This window comes from Streptomyces sp. NH27 (assembly GCF_056859195.1).
Map to the genome: position 1 here is coordinate 1 of NZ_JACEGK010000006.1, position 22071 is coordinate 22071.

Annotated in this window: 21 protein-coding genes; 8 read left to right on the plus strand and 13 right to left on the minus strand. The window is 70.1% G+C overall.

Annotated elements, in window-relative coordinates:
- Window positions 1-2668: FHA domain-containing protein (locus tag AC13HU_RS01375; RefSeq protein ID WP_483039819.1), on the minus strand; the 2668-nt coding region annotated here is incomplete at its 3' end.
- Between the two features lie 309 nt (window positions 2669-2977).
- Here AC13HU_RS01375 and serB point away from each other — a divergent pair.
- On the plus strand, window positions 2978-4246 hold the full coding sequence (gene serB, locus AC13HU_RS01380) for a phosphoserine phosphatase SerB (protein WP_483039820.1): 1269 nt from the start codon (window positions 2978-2980) through the stop codon (window positions 4244-4246).
- A 325-nt stretch (window positions 4247-4571) separates the two neighbouring features.
- Here serB and AC13HU_RS01385 read toward each other — a convergent pair whose 3' ends face one another.
- From AC13HU_RS01385 to AC13HU_RS01400, 4 genes are all read right to left on the minus strand, one after another.
- Entirely contained in the window at window positions 4572-5093 is a 522-nt protein-coding gene (locus AC13HU_RS01385; RefSeq protein ID WP_483039821.1) for a SixA phosphatase family protein, read from the minus strand.
- Between the two features lie 177 nt (window positions 5094-5270).
- On the minus strand, window positions 5271-5531 hold the full coding sequence (locus tag AC13HU_RS01390; protein WP_483039822.1) for a hypothetical protein: 261 nt from the start codon (window positions 5529-5531) through the stop codon (window positions 5271-5273).
- Window positions 5532-5796: 265 nt separating this feature from the next.
- The gene (locus AC13HU_RS01395; protein ID WP_272933063.1) at window positions 5797-5919 is read right to left on the minus strand and encodes an SGM_5486 family transporter-associated protein; all 123 of its coding nucleotides are present in this window, start codon (window positions 5917-5919) and stop codon (window positions 5797-5799) included.
- A gap of 43 nt (window positions 5920-5962) precedes the next feature.
- Window positions 5963-7342: a CynX/NimT family MFS transporter gene (locus tag AC13HU_RS01400; protein ID WP_483039823.1), complete on the minus strand. Its 1380-nt coding sequence runs from the start codon at window positions 7340-7342 to the stop codon at window positions 5963-5965.
- 22 nt (window positions 7343-7364) lie between these two features.
- Between AC13HU_RS01400 and AC13HU_RS01405 the strand changes: the two genes are divergently transcribed.
- Window positions 7365-8048 (plus strand): FadR/GntR family transcriptional regulator, encoded by a 684-nt coding sequence (locus AC13HU_RS01405; protein WP_483039824.1) that lies wholly within the window; start codon window positions 7365-7367, stop codon window positions 8046-8048.
- Between the two features lie 107 nt (window positions 8049-8155).
- On the opposite strand, the gene fabI is transcribed toward AC13HU_RS01405, so the two are convergent.
- The 7 genes from fabI to AC13HU_RS01440 all read right to left on the minus strand — a co-directional run bounded on the left by fabI (window position 8156) and on the right by AC13HU_RS01440 (window position 15834).
- The gene (fabI, locus tag AC13HU_RS01410) at window positions 8156-8944 is read right to left on the minus strand and encodes an enoyl-ACP reductase FabI (protein WP_483039825.1); all 789 of its coding nucleotides are present in this window, start codon (window positions 8942-8944) and stop codon (window positions 8156-8158) included.
- 5 nt (window positions 8945-8949) lie between these two features.
- Window positions 8950-9669 (minus strand): 3-oxoacyl-[acyl-carrier-protein] reductase, encoded by a 720-nt coding sequence (gene fabG, locus AC13HU_RS01415; protein ID WP_483039826.1) that lies wholly within the window; start codon window positions 9667-9669, stop codon window positions 8950-8952.
- A gap of 182 nt (window positions 9670-9851) precedes the next feature.
- Window positions 9852-10406 (minus strand): DivIVA domain-containing protein, encoded by a 555-nt coding sequence (locus AC13HU_RS01420; RefSeq protein WP_483039827.1) that lies wholly within the window; start codon window positions 10404-10406, stop codon window positions 9852-9854.
- Window positions 10407-10416: 10 nt separating this feature from the next.
- Complete coding sequence (locus tag AC13HU_RS01425) at window positions 10417-11523, minus strand: globin domain-containing protein (RefSeq protein ID WP_483039828.1); 1107 nt, start codon at window positions 11521-11523, stop codon at window positions 10417-10419.
- Between the two features lie 90 nt (window positions 11524-11613).
- A complete protein-coding gene (locus tag AC13HU_RS01430) occupies window positions 11614-12027 on the minus strand; it encodes a globin family protein (protein ID WP_483039829.1) in 414 nt (137 codons plus the stop codon).
- A gap of 394 nt (window positions 12028-12421) precedes the next feature.
- Window positions 12422-13633, minus strand: coding sequence for an McrC family protein (locus tag AC13HU_RS01435; protein WP_483039830.1), 1212 nt, complete (start codon window positions 13631-13633; stop codon window positions 12422-12424).
- Window positions 13630-15834 carry an AAA family ATPase gene (locus AC13HU_RS01440; protein ID WP_483039831.1) on the minus strand — a complete coding sequence of 735 codons (2205 nt, stop codon included), beginning with the start codon at window positions 15832-15834 and terminating at the stop codon, window positions 13630-13632. Before AC13HU_RS01440 ends, AC13HU_RS01435 begins: the two co-directional genes overlap by 4 nt.
- 298 nt (window positions 15835-16132) lie before the next feature.
- On the opposite strand from AC13HU_RS01440, the gene AC13HU_RS01445 reads away from it, so the two are divergent.
- From AC13HU_RS01445 to AC13HU_RS01460, 4 genes are all read left to right on the plus strand, one after another.
- The gene (locus AC13HU_RS01445) at window positions 16133-16402 is read left to right on the plus strand and encodes a hypothetical protein (protein ID WP_483039832.1); all 270 of its coding nucleotides are present in this window, start codon (window positions 16133-16135) and stop codon (window positions 16400-16402) included.
- A complete protein-coding gene (locus AC13HU_RS01450) occupies window positions 16395-17018 on the plus strand; it encodes a DUF6879 family protein (RefSeq protein WP_483039833.1) in 624 nt (207 codons plus the stop codon). Before AC13HU_RS01445 ends, AC13HU_RS01450 begins: the two co-directional genes overlap by 8 nt.
- 229 nt (window positions 17019-17247) lie before the next feature.
- Window positions 17248-19440, plus strand: a complete 2193-nt coding sequence (locus tag AC13HU_RS01455; protein ID WP_483039834.1) for an ATP-binding protein — start codon at window positions 17248-17250, stop codon at window positions 19438-19440.
- Between the two features lie 177 nt (window positions 19441-19617).
- Complete coding sequence (locus tag AC13HU_RS01460; protein WP_483039835.1) at window positions 19618-20070, plus strand: hypothetical protein; 453 nt, start codon at window positions 19618-19620, stop codon at window positions 20068-20070.
- Window positions 20071-20280: 210 nt separating this feature from the next.
- On the opposite strand, the gene AC13HU_RS01465 is transcribed toward AC13HU_RS01460, so the two are convergent.
- Entirely contained in the window at window positions 20281-20790 is a 510-nt protein-coding gene (locus AC13HU_RS01465) for an ATP-binding protein (protein WP_483039836.1), read from the minus strand.
- Window positions 20791-20983: 193 nt separating this feature from the next.
- Between AC13HU_RS01465 and AC13HU_RS01470 the strand changes: the two genes are divergently transcribed.
- On the plus strand, window positions 20984-21850 hold the full coding sequence (locus tag AC13HU_RS01470) for a helix-turn-helix domain-containing protein (RefSeq protein ID WP_483039837.1): 867 nt from the start codon (window positions 20984-20986) through the stop codon (window positions 21848-21850).
- A complete protein-coding gene (locus AC13HU_RS01475) occupies window positions 21847-22068 on the plus strand; it encodes a DUF397 domain-containing protein (RefSeq protein WP_483039838.1) in 222 nt (73 codons plus the stop codon). Before AC13HU_RS01470 ends, AC13HU_RS01475 begins: the two co-directional genes overlap by 4 nt.
- Window positions 22069-22071: the final 3 nt, after the last annotated feature.

Here is a 22071-nt window from a genome sequence, read left to right on the forward strand (position 1 = left end):
CCAGCAGCACCACGACGTCCAACGTCCAGGCGGCCGTGGTGTGCTGCCACAGCGCGTCGTGTGTCCTGCGGGTCGGATCCCATGGCAGCAGCGTGTTGAGGCTCGCCGTGGCGCCCGCCCCGGCCACCGCCCAGCGGGCCGGCATCAACCAGGCCAACTGCTCCACGCCGGGCTTGCCGTAGAGCTGGAAGAGCACACCGGTGAAGACGATCTGCACGATGGCGAACATGACCAGCAACGGCATGGTCTTCTCCGCCGTCTTCACCAGCGCCGAGATGATCAGGCCGACCATCATCGAGGTGAAGCCGAACATGATGATGACCAGCGTCATCTCCACACCCGGGTGGCTGTGCAGGATGACACCCTGGGTGGGCATCTTGCGCGGCGCGAAGCCGATGCCGCAGATGATCGCACCTTGGAGCGCGGTGATCAGGCCGAGCACGATGACCTTGGACATCAGGTACGCCGACCGGGACAGCCCGACCGCGCGTTCCCGCTCGTAGATCACCCGTTCCTTGATCAGCTCGCGGACCGAGTTCGCCGCGCCCGCGAAGCACGCGCCGACCGCGAGGATCATCAGGATGGTGCCCGCGTCCTTGTTCTGGAAGTACGGCGCCTTGCCGAGGCCGAGGCCGAAGTCGGCGGGGATCAGGATGCTGACCACGCCGAGCACCGCGGGCAGGATCAGCATCAGCCCGATGAAGCCCCGGTCGGAGACGATCACCGACAGGTAGCGCCGCACCAGCGTGATCAGTTGCGAGCCCCAACCCTGCGGCTTGGGCGGCCGCGCCGCCTGGTACGGGATGTAGTGCGCGGCCTGCGGCGCCGACTGGTCCAGCTCGGCGGCGTACGTCTGGTAGTGCTGCGAACCGCGCCAGCGGCCGGACCAGTCGTAGTCGCGGTAGTTCTCGAACGCGGAGAAGACGTCGGCCCAGTTGTCGTACCCGAAGAAGGTCAGCGCCTCGTCCGGCGGGCCGAAGTACGCCACCGCGCCGCCCGGCGCCATGACCAGCAGCTTGTCGCACAGCGCCAGTTCCGCCACCGAGTGGGTGACGACCAGTACGGTGCGGCCGTCGTCGGCGAGGCCGCGCAGCAGCTTCATCACGTCGCGGTCCATGCCCGGGTCGAGGCCGGAGGTCGGCTCGTCCAGGAAGATCAGCGACGGCTTGGTCAGCAGCTCCAGGGCGACCGAGACGCGCTTGCGCTGGCCGCCGGAGAGCGAGGTGACCTTCTTGTCCGCGTGGATGTCGAGCTTCAACTCGCGCAGCACCTCGTCGATCCGCGCCTCGCGCTCCGCGCTCGCGGTGTCGCCGGGGAAGCGGAGCTTGGCGGCGTACCGCAGCGCGGTCCTGACCTGGAGCTCCTTGTGCAGGATGTCGTCCTGCGGGACCAGGCCGATGCGCTGGCGCAGTTCCGCGAAGTGCTTGTACAGGTTGCGGTTGTCGTACAGCACCTCGCCCTGGTCGGCGGGCCGGTAGCCGGTCAGCGCGCGCAGCAGGGTCGACTTGCCGGAGCCGGACGGGCCGATCACGCCGATCAGCGACTTCTCCGGCACCCCGAAGGAGACGTCCCGCAGGATCGTCTTCGTGGTCCTGCCGTGCGGCACCGTGACCGACAGGCGGCGCGCGGAGAAGGACACGTCGCCGGTGTCGACGAACTCCTCCAGCCGGTCGCCGACCAGCCGGAAGGTGGAGTGGCCCACGCCGACGATGTCGTTGGGGCCGAGCAGATGGCGCTGGATCGGCTGGCCGTTGACGTAGGTGCCGTTGTGGCTGCCCAGGTCGACGATCTCGTAGCGGCCGTCCGGGTGCGCGCGGAACTCCGCGTGGTAGCGGGAGACCTGGAGGTCGGTGACGACCAGTTCGTTCTCCAGCGCACGACCGATCTTCATCACCCGGCCCAGCGCGAGCTGGTGGAAGGTGGTGGGGCTGCGCACGCCGTAGGCGGACGCTCCGTCCTGCGGCAGCTGCGGAGGCTGTGGCTGGTGCTGCGGCGGCTGCTGTGGCTGGGCCTGACGTATCTGCGCGGCGGGCTGCGGCTGCTGTGGCTGCTGTCCCCAGCCCTGCTGCTGCGGCGGGACCTGCGGGGGCGGCGCGCCCCAACCCCCGGGGCCCTGCTGCTCCTGCTGCGGGACACCCTGCGGCTGCCCGGCGTACATCTGCGGCTGCTGTTGCGGGGGTTGGTACTGCGGCTGCTGCTGCGGCGGTTGCTGCGGGCGCGCCTGCGGCGGGGCCTGCTGGTAGGCGGCTGCCGGCTGGGGCGGCTGGTGCGGTGCCTGCGGCGGCGCGACCGACGGAGCGGCCTGGACCGAGGCGGCCCCTGCGGCCGCCGCGCCCGCGGCGCTCGCTACGGCACCCGCGCCCGCCGGAGCGGTGAAGTCCAGCCGGGGCCCGTCGGTCGCGTTGCCGACGTGGACCGCGGCGCCCGGACCGACATCGGCGTGCTGGACCCGCCGACCCTGCACGAAGGTCCCGTTGGTGCTGCCCAAGTCCTCCAGCAGCCAGCCCCGTTCACCACGGCGGATCGTGGCGTGCCGCCAGGACACCCTCGGGTCTTCGAGTACGAGGTCGCCTTGCGGGTCACGGCCGAGGCTGTAGGACCTGGACGGGTCCAGCGGCCAGGTCTGTCCGTTGAGTTCGAGTACGAGTTCAGGCACCCCATGCCCCATTTGTTGTCCCCCGAAGTCCCCCATGGAGGGGCAGTCTATGGATTGCGAACATCGGGAGGAACTATTTCAGGCTCGGATCGGTCACCGATAGCCACCCTCCACGCCCCACGACGCACCTTGCGCACCGCCGGTTCCGTACCGCGGCGCCTTCGGACCGACGCGGGTCCGGCGGGTGCCGGATAAGTAGTACCACCCTGGCAGGGCGGCCCGCGCCCGGCCGGACGGCCCGCGCTCCCCCGGTGCCGCGAGTGTCCGCCAGCCGGGACTGCTGGTGCCCGGCAGGCGGACGGCGGATACGGTGGGACCACCATGAACGACGCCCCGCAGACCCCACCGGCAGCCGCCGCGAACGAGATCGTCCCCGTGCTTCCCGCGGCCGACGCGCCGACCCTCCTGGTCAAGATCTTCGGCAAGGACCGGCCCGGGCTCACCGCCGGGCTCTTCGACACGCTGGCCGGCTACGACGTGGCCGTGGTGGACATCGAGCAGGTGGTGACCCGCGGCCGGATCGTGCTGTGCGCGCTGGTCACCGTCCCCACCGCCCGTGGCGCGGAGAGCGACCTGCGGGTCACCGTGCACGGCTGGGCCGAGTCGATGAAGATGCAGGCCGAGATCATCTCCGGGACCGGCGACAACAGTCCGCGCGGCGCGGGCCGTTCCCATGTCACGGTGCTCGGCCGGCCGCTCGCACCGGAGTCCATCGCGGCCATAGCGGCTCTGATCACGGGCGCCGGCGGCAACATCGACCGCATCTTCCGGCTCGCGAAGTACCCGGTGACCGCGGTGGAGTTCGCGGTGTCCGGCGCCGAGCACACCGCGCTGCGCTCCGCCCTGGCCCTGGAGTCCGCCGCGCGCGGGGTGGACGTGGCGGTGGTGCCGTCGGGGCTCCAGCGCCGGGCACAGCGACTGGTGGTCATGGACGTGGACTCCACCGTCATCCAGGACGAGGTGATCGAACTGTTCGCCGCGCACGCCAGGTGCGAGGAGCAGGTCGCCGAGGTGACGGCGGCGGCGATGCGCGGCGAGCTGGACTTCGAGCAGTCGCTGCACGCGCGGGTGGCGCTGCTGGCCGGTCTCGACGCGTCCGTGGTGGACAAGGTGCGCGCCGAGGTGCGGCTGACCCCCGGCGCCCGCACCCTGGTGCGCACGCTCAAGCGGCTCGGCTACCAGGTCGGCGTGGTCTCGGGCGGCTTCACCCAGGTGACCGACGACCTCAAGGAGCGGCTGGGGCTGGACTTCGCAGCCGCCAACACCCTGGAGATCGTCGACGGGCGGCTGACCGGCAAGGTGACCGGGCCGATCGTGGACCGGGCCGGCAAGGCGCGGCTGCTGCGGTCCTTCGCACAGCTCGCGGGGGTGCCACTGAGCCAGACGGTGGCGATCGGCGACGGCGCCAACGACCTGGACATGCTCAACACGGCGGGCCTGGGCGTGGCCTTCAACGCGAAGCCGCTGGTGCGGAAGGCAGCCGACACCGCGGTGAGCGTCCCCTTCCTCGACGCCGTGCTGTACCTGCTGGGGATCACCCGCGAGGAGATCGAGGCGGCCGACGCTATGGACGGCACCGTCACCGACTGACGCGGGGCGAGTAGGGCGCGTGAGCCGGCCGCCCGCGCGCCACCCGCTGCCCCTGGGCGCAGCCGTGTACCGCTGTCCGCTAGTGCCGTGACCGGCAAGGTTTGCCCGGTAGCGAGGTGTCCTGGTGCTCCCCCATGGCCTTCGGCGTGGGGGTGCCCCCAGGCCGCAAGGCGGCCGGAAGCCCTCGTAGTGGGCCTACTCGGGCTTTCCGCCAACGCTGGGGGCACTCCCCCTGGCTTCGCCGGGGGTGCCCCCACCCACCGAAGGTAGGGGGAGGACGCGCGTGCCAGGGCGGCGAGCGGGGCAAACCTTGCCGGGAGGGGCACTAGCCCTCGTGCGGCGCCCAGAAGCCGGTGAGCCGGGCCGCGCCGTGCTCGGCGGACTTCCACGGCCCGGTGAGGGTGAGGACGGCGAAGGCCGCGGTGGGGAAACCGCCGCGGTGCATCCGGGACAGCGCGTCGCCTTCCGCCGAGCCGGCCAGCGCCTCGGCGAGGGCGTGCATGCCCGGGTTGTGGCCGACCAGCAGCAGCGAGTCGACGCTGTCGGGCGTCTCGCCGATCAGGGCCAGCAGGTCGCCGAGGCTCGCATCGTAGAGCCGCTCCTCGTAGACGGTCTTGGGGCGGTGCGGCATCTCGTGCGCGACGAGTTTCCACGTCTCGCGAGTACGGGTGGCGGTGGAGCACAGGGCAAGGTCCAGGGTGATGCCGTCGTCGGTGAAGCGGCGGCCGGCCGCGGGCGCGTCCAGTCGGCCGCGGTCGGCCAGCGGGCGCTCGTGATCCGGCACGGACGGCCAGTCGGCCTTGGCGTGCCTGAGCAGGACGATGGTGCGGGTCGAATCGGCGGTCATACTCTTCAGCTTTCCAGAATTCCGGCCGACAGGCGCGGGCTGGCCGATCTCCCGGGGTCGGCGGGCTTCCGCCGCCCCGCGGAAGTCGCGCACCCCGGCGGTAACGGCCGGTAACGGTCCAGACCCGGCCGGACGCGCACCGGGTCGGCGCGGGATCGGCGCGGGATCGGCCGGCGCTCAGATCAGGTGGTGCAGCAGCGCGCTGAGGACTGCCGTGAGCCGTCCGAACAGGTCGCCGTCCGACGCTGCCGTCGAGGCGTCCGCGGTCCCGCCGCTGAGCAGCGCCAGCAGCACGGCGAACGCCATCACGGGCAGCGCCACCGCCCACCACGGCACTCTGGTCTGCGCGGTCGACGCCTTGCCCGAGTCGCGGTCGGCACGGGGCGCGGCGGCGGACCGGGGCTGCCGCTCGTACAGGTGCGGGGACTGCGTGGTCACGGTGACCGCCTCCGTGCTGGGACCGTCGAACTGCCGGATTGCTCTTCTTCCAGGTGCAGTTCGACGCTACGGCGGCGGGGCGCGGCGGCCCATCCGGTCGTCCACCCACTTGACCCTGACCCTGACCCCCTAGGGAAGGTGGGGTTCTCCCCACCCCCCACTCAGGGTCGCGACCGGGGTCACGGCCGGAACGTCGCCGACGTCTTCGCCGGAACGTCGCAGGGCGGTCCGGGTCCGGGCGGTCGGGGTCCGGGCCCGAGCCGGTCTAACCCATGCGGGCCGCGATGATGGCGACCACCGCGACGATCGCGGGGACACCCATCATGAGGCCGAAAATGATCAGCAACCGCCGTTGCGGCTGCGGGGGATTCGGTTCGAGTACGGGCATGACGTTCAGTCTGGCATCGCTTCCCGGGTGGCCCGCACCGGGGTCATAGTTCGTCCTCGATCTGGCGGTTGCGCCCGGCCAGCACGCCGCACAGTGCCTGGGGCACCACCAGTGCGAGCATCAGTGCCATCGGCAGTCCCCAACCGCCGCTGACCTCGTTGAGCGTGCCGACCAGGATCGGTCCGGGGATGGAGATCAGGTAGCCGGTGCTCTGCGCGAAGGCCGACAGCCGTACGACGCCGGGGCCGGACCGCGCGCGCATCCCGATCATCGTGAGCACCAGCGGGAAGGCGCAGTTGGCGAAGCCGAGCAGCAGCGCCCACAGCCAGGGCGCCGCGGCGGGCGCGGCCCACAGCCCGGCGAACCCGGCGAGTTGGAACATCGCGAGCGTCACGACGATCGGACCCTGCGACCGCATCCGGGCGGCGAGCGGCGGCAGCACGAACGACAGCGGCACCCCCAGCGCCATGGTGACGGCCAGCAGCAGGCCCGCCTTGTCCGCGGACAGTCCGGCGTCCCGGAAGATCTGCGGCATCCAGCCCATGGTCACGTAGGCGGCGGTGCTCTGGAGCCCGAAGTAGCAGGCGAGCATCCGGGCGGTACGGCTGCGGCCGATCCGGCCGTGCTCGCCGTGCACGGGCGCGGGCGCGGTGGCGGAGGCATCGGTGGGGGCGGAGGCTCCGGTGGCGGCTTCGGTGGCGGCGGCCCGGCTTCGTACGGTCCGGGTCCGGGGCGCCGGCCGCTGTCCCGACCGGTCCCGTATCAGCGACAGCCACGGCACGAACGCCACCAGGGCGAGCACGGCCCACACGCCCAGGCCCAGCCGCCAGCTGCCGCCCATCGCGTTGGTGAGCGGCACGGTGACGGCCGCGGCCACGGAGGTGCCCAGCGACAGCGCCATCGAGTAGACGCCGGTGACGGTGCCGACCCGGTCGGGGAAGTAGCGCTTGACCATGACCGGCATCAGCACGTTGGCGACCGCGATCCCGGCCAGCGCGAGCGCGCTGGTGACCAGGAAGACCGGGGTGTTGCCGGCCAGCGTGCGCAGCAGCAGACCGCCGGCGATGGCGGCCATCCCGGCGCAGACCACCGCGCCGGGCCCGAAGCGGCGGGCCAGCCGCGGTGCGGCGAAGCCGAACAGCGCGAAGCACGCGGCGGGCACCGAGGTGAGCAGCCCGGCCATGGTGCCGCTCATGCCGAGGCCGTCGCGGACCTCCTTGAACAGCGCGCCGAGGCTGGTGACGGCGGGGCGCAGGTTGACCGCGGCGAGGATCAGGGCGACGACGACGAGGCGGCGCACCCAGGGGACGGGCAGGTTCGGACGGACCGCGGGGTCGGGTGCGCGGGCGGCGTCTGCCGGGCCCGCGGCGCGCTCCGATGCGGCGGCGGCGGGGTCGAGGGCCAGAGATTCGTCATCGTGCATGGACCCATCATAGAATGATGGGATGAATCTCGGACCCGTATCTCGTCCAGCGCCTCTCGCCGACCAGGTCATCACGCGGCTGCGCGCGGAGATCGCCGCAGGGAACTGGCCGGTCGGCTCGCGTATCCCCACCGAACCCGAGCTGGTCGCACTGCTCGGTGTGGCCCGCAACACCGTCCGCGAGGCGGTCCGAGCCCTGGCGCACAACGGGCTGCTGGACATCCGCCAGGGCTCGGGCACCTACGTCGTCGCGACCAGCGAACTCGCCGGGGTGATGCACCACCGCTTCGCCGACGCCGATCCGCTGCACGTCGCCGAGCTGCGCAGTTCCCTGGAGGCCACCGCGGCCGGGCTGGCTGCCGAGCGCCGTGACGACGCGGACCTGCGGAAGCTCGACACGCTGATGGAACGGCGCGAGCGGGCCTGGGACGCCGGCGAGGCCGAGGACTTCGTGCAGGCCGACGCCACCTGGCACCTCGCGGTGGTGGCCGCCTCGCACAACGACGTCATCACCGCGCTGTACGCGGACCTCGGCGAGGTGCTGCGCGACTTCCTGCGCGCCGACGTCGGCACCGAACTGCGCCCCGAGGACCACGTCGATCACGCCCGGCTGCTGGCCACCATCCGCGCCCGCGACGCCGACGGCGCCGCCGCCGAGGCCCGCGACCACGCGTTCTCCTGCCGGTTCGGCGCCCTCCGGTCATGAGTACGGCCTCCTTGCCCGCAACGGGCAAGGAGGCCGTTCACACAAGCCGTGCACACAAGCCGTGTACGCGAGGGGCCGGGTGCGCGGTGCGCCCACGGCCGGCCGGATCAACCGACCGCGTGCAGGCCGCCGTCCACGTGGATGATCTCGCCGGTCGTCTTGGGGAACCAGTCCGACAGCAGCGCCACGATGCCGCGGCCGGCCGGCTCCGGGTCGGACAGGTCCCACGCCAGCGGGGAGCGCGTGTCCCAGGTGGCGGCCAGGTCGCCGAAGCCGGGGATCGACTTGGCGGCCATGGAGGCGAGCGGGCCGGCCGACACCAGGTTGCAGCGCACGTTCTGGTCGCCGAGGTAACGGGCGAGGTAGCGGGAGGTCGACTCGAGCGCGGCCTTGGCCGGGCCCATCCAGTCGTACTGCCCCCAGGCGAACTGCGCGTCGAAGGTCAGCCCGACCACCGAGCCGCCGCTCACCGCGTCCGGGCCGTCGGTCTCCGTCATCAGGGGCAGCAGCGCCATGGTGAGGGACTTCAGGGAGAACGCCGAGACGTGCATCGCGGTGGACACCGACTCGAAGGGCGTGTCGAGGAAGTTGCCGCCGAGCGCGTCCTGCGGCGCGAAGCCGATGGAGTGCACGACCCCGTCGAGCCCGCCCAGTTCCTTGCGCACGACCTCTTCGAGGCCCGCCAGGTGCTCGCTGTTGGTCACGTCCAGCTCGATGACCTTCGTCGGCTTCGGCAGCTTCTTGGCGATCCGGGCGGTCAGGGTGGGCCGGGGGAACGCGGTGAGGATGATCTCGGCGCCCTGCTCCTGAGCCAGCTTGGCGGCGTGGAAGGCGATGGACGACTCCATCAGCACGCCGGTGATCAGGATGCGCTTGCCTTCGAGGATTCCGCTCATGGTGATCAGTGACCCATGCCCAATCCGCCGTCAACCGGGATGACGGCTCCAGTGATGTACGAGGCGTCGTCCGAGGTGAGGAAGCGCACGGTGGCGGCGATCTCCTCGACCCGGCCGTACCGGCCGAGCGGCACCTGGGCGACGATCCCGGTCCGCTGCTCGTCGGTGAGCGCCCGGGTCATGTCGGTATCGATGAACCCGGGGGCGACGACGTTGAAAGTGAGGTTGCGCGAGCCCAGTTCACGCGCGAGCGAGCGGGCGAAGCCCACCAGACCGGCCTTGGACGCGGCGTAGTTGGCCTGTCCGGCGCTGCCCAGCAGACCCACCACGGACGAGATCAGCACGACCCGGCCCTTCTTGGCCCGCAGCATGCCGCGGTTGGCGCGCTTGACCACGCGGAAGGTGCCGGTGAGGTTGGTGTCCAGGACCGTGGTGAAGTCCTCCTCGGACATCCGCATCAGGAGCTGGTCACGGGTGATGCCCGCGTTGGCGATCAGCACCTCCACGTTGCCGTGCTTCTCCTCGATCTCCTTGTACGCCTGCTCCACCTGCTCGCTGTCGGTGATGTCGCAGCGCACGGCGAGCACACCCGACTCGACCAGCTCCGCCGGCGGTTCACCCGAGCGGTACGTGATGGCGACCTTGTCGCCCGCGTCGACGAAGACCCGGGCGATGGCGAGGCCGATGCCCCGGTTTCCTCCGGTGACGAGAACCGAGCGGCTCAACGGATCACTCTTTTCCTGCGTCGATGGTCGTGGCTGTCTGCCTGAAAACTATCGGTACCGGTCCCGTTCCGGGGGATCGGCCCGTACAGCCTGCTCACGAGGACCCTGTGGGGTTCCTACAGTGCCCGGCGCGCCCGGGGCCTGCGGATACGTCCCAGCGCCGCAGGTCGCGGTCGCTCCGGTCAGGCGCCGGGCGGGGTGGTGGCGGCCGGAACGTCGGGCGCGGTGCGCTTCGTGGCGTACTGGTCCACGGTCACGGTCAGCGACTGCGCGATCTGGCGCAGATAGGAGATGAGCCGCTCGGTCTCCTCCTGGTCGCTGCCGGTCGACTTGCCGTCCTGTTCCTGGATCTGCCGCAGGACCGCCTCGGCCTGCACCCGGGCGGCGCGCACCATGGTGCGGGCCTGCTCGCGGGCCGCGACGACGGTCTGCTCGGCCGACTGCTGGGCGCGGGCCTGCTGCAGGACCGCGTCCACGGTCGGCACTCCGGTGGGGCTGCTGCCGTCGCCGATGTTGTTCGCCCGGATCCAGTCCCGATGGCGCTGCATGTCCGTGCGCAGCCGGTCGTTCTCCTGCGCCAGCGCGGTCAGTTCGGCCGCGCAGCGGCGCAGCGCGTCGTGCACCGCCTCCTCGTTGTAGCCGCGACGGGTCAGGGGGGCGCGGGGGAACGTCATCGAGCGCAGCGTCTCGGGCGTCACCCGGCGCTCCTCCGGGTGGTGTGCTCGTGTCTCGTTCACGTGTCTCCGATCACCGAGCGTCTTCGTAGTGCAGCAGGTCGTGGGGGATGCCTCCGGCCGCCAGATCGCGCACTGTCGCGGAGACCATCGCCGGCGAGCCGCAGACGTACACGGAGCGTCCGTGCCACGTGGCCGCACGCAGGACGGGGCCGGCCAGGCTGCGGTTCTCGAAGGTGCCGAAGTCCGCACCGACCAGCGGTGTGACGTGGAACCACGGGTGGACCCCGGACAGTTGACGCAACACGGGCAGGTCGTACAGACCGTGGGTGTTGCGCGCCCCGAAGAACAGGTCCACCCGGCGCGGCGGGCCGTACCAGGCGATCTCCTCGACCAGGGCGCGCAGCGGGGCCAGGCCGGTACCGCCGGCGACCAGCACCAGGTCCCGGCCCTGGGACCGCCGCAGCACCAGCCTGTTGCCGACCGGCGCGCCCAGGCGCAGCACGTCGCCCTGCCGCAGCGAGTAGACCAGGGCCGGGCTGACCAGGCCCCCGTCGACGGAGCGCACGTGCAACTCGACGGTGCCGTCGGCGCGCACCGCGTTGGCCGGGGTGAAGGACCGCCAGGTGCTCGGCAGCATCGGGGTCTCCACCATCACGGACTGCCCGGCGGCGTAGGCCATTGGCTGCTCCAGGCGCAGCGTGAGGACCGCGAGGTCGAAGGCGCGTTGCTCGTGCCGTACCACCTCGGCGTTCCACCACGGCGGGTTCACCGTGCCGTCGGCCTCGGCGGCCTGGAACATGGTGCGGGCCACCAGGCCGTAGGCGTCGGTCCAGCCGCGCTGGAGGTCCGGGGTCCACGCCTCGCCCAGGAAGTAGCCGAGCGTGGCCAGAAGCGCCTGTCCCACCGCTTCGTAGTGCTCCGCCACCACCTGGAATTTGCGGTGGTCGCGGCCCAGTTGCTGCACATACGGAACAAGCTGCTCCGGATCGTCCACGTCCGCGACGATCCTGCCCAGGGCCGCGACGAGCCGGTCGCGCTGCTTGCCCATGGACACCGGGAACATCGGCCGGACCTGCGGCGCGATGAGGAACAGGTAGGAGTAGAAGTACCGCGGCACCTCGTCCCCGGACTTGCCGACCAGGGCGAAGGAGTCTTTCAACGCCTGGGAATCGCTCACGACCACCCACCGGCGGCTGACATCAGGGGTGACCTCCGGACAGTTGCAGGCCGGTCGGTGGCTCGCCGTGACGAGCCACTGACGGCTCCGTCAGCGGGCGGCCGCATCGCCGGCCGCGACCATGGTGTCGCTGATCACGCCGTAGACCGCGATCCACGACTCCTCGACGGCGGGCGTCCACGCGTCGCCCGCGTAGTGCCGCAAGGTGGCTATCAGGCTGGCCCCCACCGCCGGGTAGTGCTCGGCCAGCGCGCCGTAACCCACGTGGCGGCGCCCCAGGTTCTGCAACATGCCCGTCAACGTCTCGGTGTTGTCGATGTTGGCGACCAGGGCGCCCAGCGCGGCCCACAGGCGGTCGCGCTGCTCGTCGATGTGCGGGGCGAACAGCGGGCGCACGTCGGGGTGATGGGTGAACAAGTGGTCGTAGAAATATGCAGCGACCTGTGAACCGTTCGGCTCAACAACCTTGAAACTGCTACGGATCAGCGAAGTGTCTACGGTCATGGCGGCCGACTCTAGCGAGGGGCACACGAATCGAACAAGTTGTGCCCGGGAGAAGAAGGGGGCGCCCCCCCGGAATACCAGGATCCGGCCGGCGGATATCGCGTCGTACGGGAGACCGGCCATGTCGACAATGCGGGGGAACCGGCCCGAAGAGCCCTTCAAGCAGCCGAGGTGGACCCTGCACGCACCCGACGCCCGCTCTCCACAATTCCGCATTCCGGACGCCACCTCCGGGTCGTACATCTGGTCATCCGTCAGAATTCATCGGATAGCTCACGATCGCGGACACCTTCCGGATTCAACAGCTTCGCCGGGCCGGGGCGTCGTCCGGATCGGACCACCGAGCGGTGTCGGGACGGCGACGCCCCTTCGGCACCTCGCTGTCTGCGCGCCGTCACGGCTGCGTATCGCGGCGCGCCCTGAGGATAGTCTCAGCCAGTGTCCCCACCCGGGCCTCCAATTCCCGGTACGGAAGAGTGAGGTCCAGGACATGCCGGTGCAGGCGTACGGCACCCGTCGCCACCGGGACACGGACCGTGTCCTCGGCACCGCTCACGTAGACGAGATGGCCGTCGGAGAGGCCGAGTCGGAGACAGTAGGCGAGCATCTGGTAGAGGTCACCGCGGTCCCGGTCGGGCTTGTACTTGGCATCGGCGACAACGACAGGCACCGACCGGTAGTGGACCAGATCCGGCTTCAGCTGGTGGCGTCGCGTGGTGTCCAGGAAATGCGAGAGGTCCTTGGTTTCCGCCCGGCCGCCGATCTGCAGCCGCAGCGCTTCGCCGAGCGCCTGCCCGAGGAAGGTCTCGTAGACCCGCCACATCGTCACAAGAAGGCCGTCCACGCTGACGGTGCGGCCGTTATCGAGTTCGTACGAGCCGCCGCTGAGGACGAGGGCCGCCAGGCGGAGGGCCTGTTCGTACCGCGCGTTGAGCCGGGTGGGACTCCATCGTGGCAGTGGGGCTCCGCTTACGGGTGCGGTGACTCCGTCGAGACGCACAGCCAGGCCGTGCAGTGCTGCACGGGCCGCCGGAGCCACTCCTGGCGTACGCAGCAGCCGGCGTACGGCGCCCAGCAGAATGCGGTTCTCCGGGATGTCAACGGTGTGGTCGTCGTAGGCCACTTCGAGCGGAAGGACCAGACCGGGTCTGTGACGGAGCTGCGCGGCTGTACGCAGCCGCCCCCGCAGCAGCGGGAGGGTGTCCTCGACCTCCCGGTAGCCGAGCAGAACGCCCGGCCGTACGGCGCGGCCCGCGGATCTGACGAATGCCTGGGCGACAGCGGGCAACAGGTCCGGACGCGTCGCCGCGTCAACGGGCTCGTCGGACCACCTCACCTCATCGGGGGCATACCCGAGCAGGTACAGGAGGCGGTCGACAGGAATCTTGGGCGCAATGGACAGCTCGACCGCCGCCGACCCACGCCCCAGTCGGACAGCTCCGACCACTCCCTTGGCGCTGTGCGTCCGCAGTTTCCATTGGCCGCCGGCGCCAGCTCTGAGTTCGACCAGTTCGGAGTCGCTGAGCGTCCGCGCCTGGTCGTGGGTCAGACGCCATTGTGTCCACTCGCCGTTCTCCTTCAGACGGACCGGGGGCCCTGCGATCACGGCGCGACATCCCCGCCGAGATGGTCACGGATCACGCCCAGGCCGTACAGCCCTAGGACATCGATGCCGTCGCCCCAGTGGTACTCGGTCAGCAGCGGAAGGATCTCCGCGCGCCACAACCGCTCCAGCGCCTTCGGGCCACTGTGAATGCTGGAGCGCATGAAGTACGACGGACCGATACGGAAGTCGCGGTCGCGATCAGGACCCTCGCCGATCCGCCGGTTGAGCTCGTCGAGCAGTTCGGCCGTCTCATCGGGAAGTGAGTGGGCGGCAAGCCACGAGCGGAGCATTCCGGCCGTGGGCGGCGTGTCGGGGTGCAGTTCCACGAAGGAGAAGCGGCGCCGCATGGCGCCATCCATGAGAGCCACGCTGCGGTCAACCGTGTTCATCGTGCCGATGAGGTAGAGGTTGGGCGGGAGTCGGAAGCCGCGGCCCTCGTCGGAGCCGTACAGCAGGTGCACGAACTGGTCGCGGTACTCAAGGAGGAAGTACAGCTCGCCGAAGACCTTGGCGAGGTTTCCCCGGTTGATCTCATCGATGACGAGGACGAAGATCTCGGCCGGCCGTTCGTCCGCGGAGTCGGCGAGCCTGCGCAGCGGCCCCTTGACGAGGTCGAAGACGATGCCGGATGACGCCGTGTCCGTCCTCGGCGCCTCCTTCGAACCAGTCCCCGCCCTGCCGGGCGCCGGGTCCACCGCGCGGGGGCGGAATCCCTCGAAGAAGTCCTCGTAGGAATACGCCGGGTGGAACTGGACGAGCCGAGTGTTCGTCGGGTTACCGCCCGTCAGGTGCCGGGCCAGTGCGAGGGCGGTGTAGGTCTTCCCCGTCCCCGGCGGCCCGTAGAAGATGATCTGCCGCTTCTCCCGGAGCAACTCCACGCATTCCTGGAGCCATTCCCTGCCCTCCTCGTCCTCTTCCCGGATGGTGAGTTCCAGCGCCAGTTCCGTAGTCGCGTCAGGAAGTTCGGGCGCGACGACCGCGGCCGACGGGGCCTGCTCGGGCTCCTCCCCGATCAGTGCCTCCAGGTCCCCGGCGAACTCGCTGGCCTCCACCAGCCGGGCATCGGCGTCGGCGAGGCGCCCCGACATACCTGCGGGAAGGTCCTTGAAGAAGTCCAACGGCGCATCGAGGTTTCGCCATGCGACGGCCCGCTGCACGACGGCACGGCCGCCCTCCGGGGTGGTGAACCGGGCCGGGCCCCTGACTTGCCCGATGTATGTCCTGGCGCCATCGGTGCACACCACGATGTCGCGTTCGCTGATTCGCGACAGGAATGTGTGCAGCTCGCTGGTGAGCCGCTCCCGCCTCGCAGGGGGCGCACTGGAGTACGCCTGGTCGACGACCGTACGGACCCGCTCGCGTCCGGCGCCCTCACCGATCACGGGCAGCCGGTCGGCGGGCAGGGTCACCACGCCCTCGTCCCGCCACAGGGTGCGGATCAGGTTGGCGCCTGCATCGTCCGTGCCCCGCACGATCCATACTCTGCGCGGCTGCTCGGGTACCGTCCCCACCTCGGAGGACTCCCCCAGGACGAGGGCGGTGATCTCCTGCGCGGCCAGCCTTGCCTCGGGTCTGGCGCGCACGACATCGGCGCTGGAGTGCTCCTCGTCGTAGAGCTCGTCGCGTTCGAGCAGCTCGCGCCACTTGTCGCGTTCCTCAGTCAGCAGCGGAAGCTCGGGCCACACGTCGCCCATGTGCCCCAGTGCCAGGTGCCAGCCGTTGGGCCGAGTGCCTTGGAGGCAGGCGGCCAGTGCATCGGCATCGAGCTCGTACTCCGCGGCGAGTTCGCTGATGCGGACCCAACGCCCGTCGGGCAGTTCGGACAGTAAACCGGCTGCCGCATCGAATCCTGGGCGGTCCCGGCGCCATGCCAGGTAGCGATTGATGGCCTCGGCGAAGAAGTCCTCCTGATCCGGATATTCCGCGAGCGCCTGCATGCCGAGCCCGGTCAGCCGCCACTGTCGCCCCGTCCGGCGCAGCCAGCCGGCCTTGACGAGATTCGTTCCGCTGTGGCTCAGGTTCGTGTCCAGGCCACTCGTCGCATCAGGTGCGGCGGCGCGCCAGTCATCCTCCAACGAAGGGTTCACGGCCAGCACGCGCGGCCACAGCTCCCGCCACGGCAGCCCGTCGGGCTGGTGAGCGGAGAGGACGCCAACAGCTGCGTGTACGGCTGCGGCTCGTACCTGGAACTGAGTCCGCACGGTTTCCTTCCGGCCTTCCGAGGATTGGCGGGACCTACTTCCGGCACTGCGGTACAAGTCGCCGCCACGTGACCGAGAGAATAGCGCCGGGGTACGACACCCGGCGCCGGACCGCCGCCAACTCCCGATTCCGGAAGCTCGGCGATGCCGGCCGCTTCGACCGAGCCGGCCCCGGCTCCGGGTCGGCCGATCCGCCGCCGGGTGGTCGCGAAATGGCGGGATGCCGCACTACTGCACGCGCGCCGCGACCGGTATCGTAGTGAGCACCGTCCGTGACATCGTGAGGCAAGGGACAGCCGTGGCGCGTTCATGGGAGGCCGACCCGTCGGCGCTATTCGTCAGGCGACTGGGCAGAGCGGCGGCGGAGTTGGGGAACTCCAACGGCACGGACGAGTGCCCCGACATCTGGCAGTTGGACAACGGCGACATCGCGGTGATCGGCCGCGACCTGACAGCCGACTACGGCTCACGGCTACCGCGGGGAGTGACACTCGGACCCGACGAGCGACTCGTCGTGATCCCCGGAAATATGCTCAGTGCGGCAAAGGCGGACATTCCTGATGCTTGACCTTCGCGCGCCCACGCTTCCGGAGGAGCTGGGCGAACGACTCGTTCGCGACGCCTACCGGGCCGACTTCTGGGCCCGCCACAGCGCGATCCGCGACGGCGAATCCTGGAAGCTCGAACGCTTGCAGCATTTCGAGGAGGTCAACGACGGAAGCCGCGACGCACTTCGCCGAGGGGACTGGGACGAGGCCCTACGTCTCATCGAGGAGACCCGCCGCACCCTTTGTGACGCCGCATCGGATGACGAGCAGCGCGGGTCCGCCGTCCGCCGTGTGCGCGTGGTGGAAGAGCCGTTGACTCCGTACGTTCAGTGGGAGCTCCACTCGCTGAGACTGAGTGCGGCGTGCGGGCACAGGATCCGTGTCCTGCCCACTGCGGCTGTGGCCGCGTCCGAGACCGCCGGGCTACTCCCGGAACTGACCCTGCTGGACAACAACGTCCTCTACCGCGTCCTGTACACCGAGGCCGGACGGCCCAACGGCGCTGTCCGTTACACCGACCCGGAAACGGTGCGGAACTGGGTCGACTATCTACGTGACGCCTACGGCGCAGCCGAGGACATCCAATCCTACTTCGACCGGGTGGTCGCCCCTCTACCCCCGCCGCCCGCAGCCTGAACGGAGCCGAGCGATCAGCACACCCGGCCCTCGCGACGGAAGGCCCGGAGATTCGCAGAACGACCTCTCCGGGTCGTCCCGTGATGTCGTCCAGGCCGGAAGCGTCACCGGTGACATCCACTTCCACGAGTCCGCGGCTACCGACCGCACACGTCCCACGCCACGTCAACTCCCCTCTGATGTGCATGGGTTCGTCAATCGCACGGACGAACTCCAGCAACTGAACGCAATGCTCACCCGTCCGCAGCGCGGCGAACTGCTCGTTGGCGTGCACGTGGTGGCCGGTACGGCCGGGGCGGGGAAGACCTCACTGGCACTGCACTGGGCTCACCATGTCAAGCACGACTTCCCGGACGGCCAACTCTTCGTCAACCTCCGCGGTTACGACCCTGGCGAACCGGTCAGCGCCCTCCAGGCGTTACGCGGCTTTCTTCGCGCGCTCGGCGTGCCGGCCGGCGACGTGCCCCAGGGTCTCGATGACGCCGCCGCACTGTATCGCTCACTGGTCGCCGATCGGCGCCTGCTCATTTTGCTGGACAATGCCGCTACCGTCAGCCAAGTACGTCCGCTGCTGCCCGGCGGCGGCAACAGCCTGGTCGTGGTCACCAGCCGCAACCGGTTGACCGGCCTCGCCGTACGCGACGGAGCCCGCCGCATCGCCCTGGGCACCCTCCCAGAGCGCGAGGCGGTCGCTCTCCTGCGCACCGTCACCAAGGGCTACCGGCCTCAGGACGACGAGGACAAACTCACCGTACTGGCCCGACTTTGTGCCTGCCTTCCGCTGGCTCTGCGCATCGCGGCCGAACGCGCCGCCGGACACCCGCACATGAGTCTGGACGACCTGATCGCGGACCTGCGCGACGAATCCGCGCTCTGGGAAGCGCTCAGCACGGGCAGCGACGACGACGCGGACGCCGTCCGGACCGTCTTCGCATGGTCCTACCGGGCGCTCCCCTCCGAAGCGGCCAGGCTCTTCCGGCTCCTCGGTCTCCATCCGGGCCCTGAATTCAGTCTCGCTGCGGCAAGCGCCGTGGGAGCCCTCAGCATCGGCCGTACCCGCCAGCTCCTGGACGATCTGGTCGGCTCCCACCTGATGGAGCAGACCGCACCCGACCGCTACCAGTTCCACGACCTGCTGCGCGCCTACGCCAACGACCTGGCCCGCACCCAAGAACCGGAGGAGCAGCGAAAGGCGGCACTGCGCCGCATCCTGAGCTGGTACATGCACACGGCCGACGCGGCGCAGACATGGTTCTACCCGTCCGAGGAGCATGTGCCGCTGCCCGAGCGAGAGCCCGGTGTGCAGCCGCTCGCCTTCCGCGACTACGACGCCGCAGCGGACTGGTCCGAGCGCGAGCAGGGCATTTTCCTTCCTCTCGTACACGCCGCCGCCCAGGCTGGTCTCGATGAGCTGACGTGGCAACTGGCCGTCCTCCTGTGGTTCGGCCGGCCTCCATCGTCGGGCGAACGAGACTGGCTGGAACTGGGACGCCTCGGGCTGGAGGCCGCTTCCCGTCTCGGTGACCGCGCCGCGTCGATCCGCCTGAACATCAACCTCGGCATGGCCTACCGGACACTCAACCGCTTCGGCGACGGCCTGGGTTGCCTGGGCAGGGCCGTCGTCCTCGCACGTGAGTGCGGCAGCCGGTCCGACCAGGCATACGCCCTCAACCTCATCGGCCTCATCCACCTCCGAACCCGCCGTCTCGGTCCCGCCGACGAGCACTTCGGCGAGGCAGCGGCGATCTTCGGCGACCTGGGCCGCGCCCACTTGGCGGCCACGGTGCTGTCCAACATCGCGAGCACCCGCCTGAGCGCGGGCCTCTTGCCCGAGGCCACCTCGGTGGTGGAGCAGGCGCTGGCCGCCCACCGCGCCCTGGGCAACCGGCGCGGCGAAGGAAACGCCCTGCGCCTCGCGGCAGAACTACACCGAGAGCAGGGCGAACTGGACGACGCCCGACGGGCGATCGACGAAGCGGTGGAGATCGCTCTGGGGCTTCGGGACCATGCCCGGGAGGGTTTCTGGCTGCTGACCCTCGGGGACGTGCAGCGCTCCGCAGGCGCGTACGGCGACGCATTGGCCTCCTACCAGCGGTCCGGGATGCTGCATCAGCGGCTCGGCGACCGCAGCCGGGAGGCGCTGGCATGGCGCGGCACCGGGCAGACCTACAGCGCGATGGGGCGCGAGAGCGAAGCAACTGCCTTCCACCACCGGGCAGCCGCCGTACACCGCGAGTTGGGCGACGACTGGCAGCAGGCCGTGGAACTGGACCTGCTCGCGGCAGCCGTCGCCCCCGAGGACCCGCAGACCGCCAGGGCGCACTGGACCAAGGCACGGGACGGGCTGGCGCCGTTCACCGACCCACGGGCCACGGCTCTACGTGCCCGGGTCCAGGAACGCCTGGGCACCGTCGACGAATGAAGCCGTGCCCGGCATGTGTCGGCTTTGACCGGCGTCGGGCAGTGAGGGCGAAGAAGCAGACAGAGAAGGTCCGCAAGGTGCAATATCGCGGGACTGAACCGGGCATGCTCTGCAGGCGCGTTGCCCAGGGCGCGAGAGGGGCGGGCGCGGTAACCGACAAGTCGCTGGAGAGTGGGAATGGACCCGATCTCGGCAGCCGTGCTGGCTGCTCTGGCAGGTGGCATCGGTGGCGAGGCCGGCAGGCAGGCGTGGACGGCGCTGAGCGCGCTGATCCGCCGGCCGTTCCGGCACGGTGAAGCCGATGATTCGCTCGTAGTGAGTTCCGGTGAGGCCGAAATCACAGCGCTGGCCCAGAGTCCCGACGAGTTGGAACGAGCCCAGCGACTGAGCACGGTCCTCGCCGTGCGCGCTGCGCTCGACGCGGAGTTCGGCCTCGCCCTGGAGAGTTGGCGGCAGCAGGCGGAGTCGGTGCGCACGGGTGGAAGTAGGGTGACGAACCAGATCAGCGGGGGCACTCAGTACGGCCCGGTCATCCAGGGCAGGGACTTCTCCGGCCTCACCATCACCACGCACGCTACGGCCGAGCCCCGTGCGACACCTTTCGACTCGGGTGGCCCGCGAGAGGAGTGAACCGCCGGCGCTCCGGCCCTCGGCGTGATCCAGAAGCCAGGACACCCCGGGCTCCTCGATCGGCGGATCCCCGAGGTACTTGACGGCAGCGGCGTCGGCCGGCCGCTGTGCCAACTGCTCGACCTGGATCAGGACGCCCGCTTCCCGCCCCCGACGACATGCTCGGCGTCGGGCCTGCCCCATGCGCTGCGCGCCACCGTACGGAAAGGTTCACCCCGCCGGCTGGGCCAGCAGGCAGCGGACCTGCTTGCCGATCGGGGAACGCCGGATGTGCCAGGCGGGGGCCAGCAGGTCGAGCAACGCCAGCCCTCGGCCGGACTCCGCCTCGGGGTCGTCCAGGGCCACTCCCATGCGGCGCGGCAGGTGGCGCGGGTCAGGGTCGTGCACGTTCACGGCCACTCCGAAGGGCGGCGTGTAGACCTCCACCACGAGCGGCACGTGCGGACCGCAGGCCCTGATGCTGTTGCCGACCAGTTCCGACACGACCAGTTGCGCCGCTTCCACGGTGTACGTGGCGACGCCCTGGGCGGCAAGCGTCGCCGCCGTCAACGCCCGTACGGCGCAGAGGTTCTCGGGCGACCCGAGCATGTGGACGACGACGCCTTGGGGACGTTCTCGGGCGAAGAAGCCGGGCATCAGCGGGAGTTCGGGGGTGGCTGTGGCGGCTGGCTCGGCGGCCCGCGGCGCGGGTCGCCCCTGCTCACCGGTAATGAGGTGCACGGTTCCTCCAGCCTGCGGCCGGGGCCGCTGGGTCGGTCAGTTTCGGTGACGCCATGAACTCGCACATTTACCTTGAGTGACTCCTCCATGAGCATGCCGGACTCCCACGAAAATCGCAACCTTTCTACCTTTGGAAGTGTTAGCTCCTCAGAAACTCTCCATAGCAGCCCGGTTCGTGGTGCAAGCTGTCTTCATGCCCAACTCCCCCGTGACTCCGACCGTGCGGCGACGGCGCCTTGGGGCCGCGCTGAGACGGCTGCGCAACGACGCAGGGATGACCCTCGACGGCGCCGCTGCCGCCATGGGCTGGAACAGCCCGAAGATGTCGAAGATCGAGAACGCCACGCAGTACATCCGACCCGGCGATGTCGCCGCCTTGCTCAGCGTGTACAAGGTCAGCGATGCGTCCGTGCGCACCGCCCTCGAAAGTCTGGCGAAGGACGCCAGAAAGAAGGGTTGGTGGCAGACGTACAGCGGCGTGGTGACGCCGTCGTACGCGGACTACATCTCTCTTGAGTCGGACGCCGAGCAGGTTTGCGACTGGGCTCCGTTGCTGCTGCCCGGCCTTCTCCAGACCGCCGCGTACGCGCGGGAGGTCATCGCGGGCATCACTACCTTCAGGACGCCGGAAGAAGTTGCCGCCCTCGCCGAGGTCCGACTCGCACGACAGTCCGTCCTCACCAGACTGGGCTCGCCACTGGAGTTGTGGGCGATTGTCCACGAGGCCGCACTTCATCAGCGATTTGCCGTCAGGCCGGCCACGATGCGCGAGCAACTCCGGCGCATGATCGATGTGTCCGAAATGCCCAATGTGACGATCCAGTTGATGCCTCTGGATTCGACCGCCCACCCGGGCATGATGGGCGGCTTCAGCCTGGTCACATTCCCCGGTCCGGTACCGGACGTGCTCGTGCTGGAAAACATGAGTGGTTCAACGTACGTTGAGGGCGATGGCACAGCTCCCTTCGCCAAGGCGTTCGAGCGCATCCGTGCCACAGCGCTGTCGGTAGAGGACACCCGCGCACGTATCGCTCGACTGGAAGAAGGCCACAGACAGTGAACGACCCGAAGGCAGACCTGTACGCCCAAGATCTCTCCACGTCTGTCTGGCGCAAGGCATCCGCCAGCGGCGCCGAGGGCAACTGCGTCGAGGTCGCGGACCTGCCCGACGGCGGGAAGGCCGTACGGGACTCCAAACGACCCGAAGCCGCGGCCCTGCGCTACACCGCCGACGAGTGGGCAGCGTTCCGCGCAGGCGTCATAGCCGGAGAACTCTGAGTC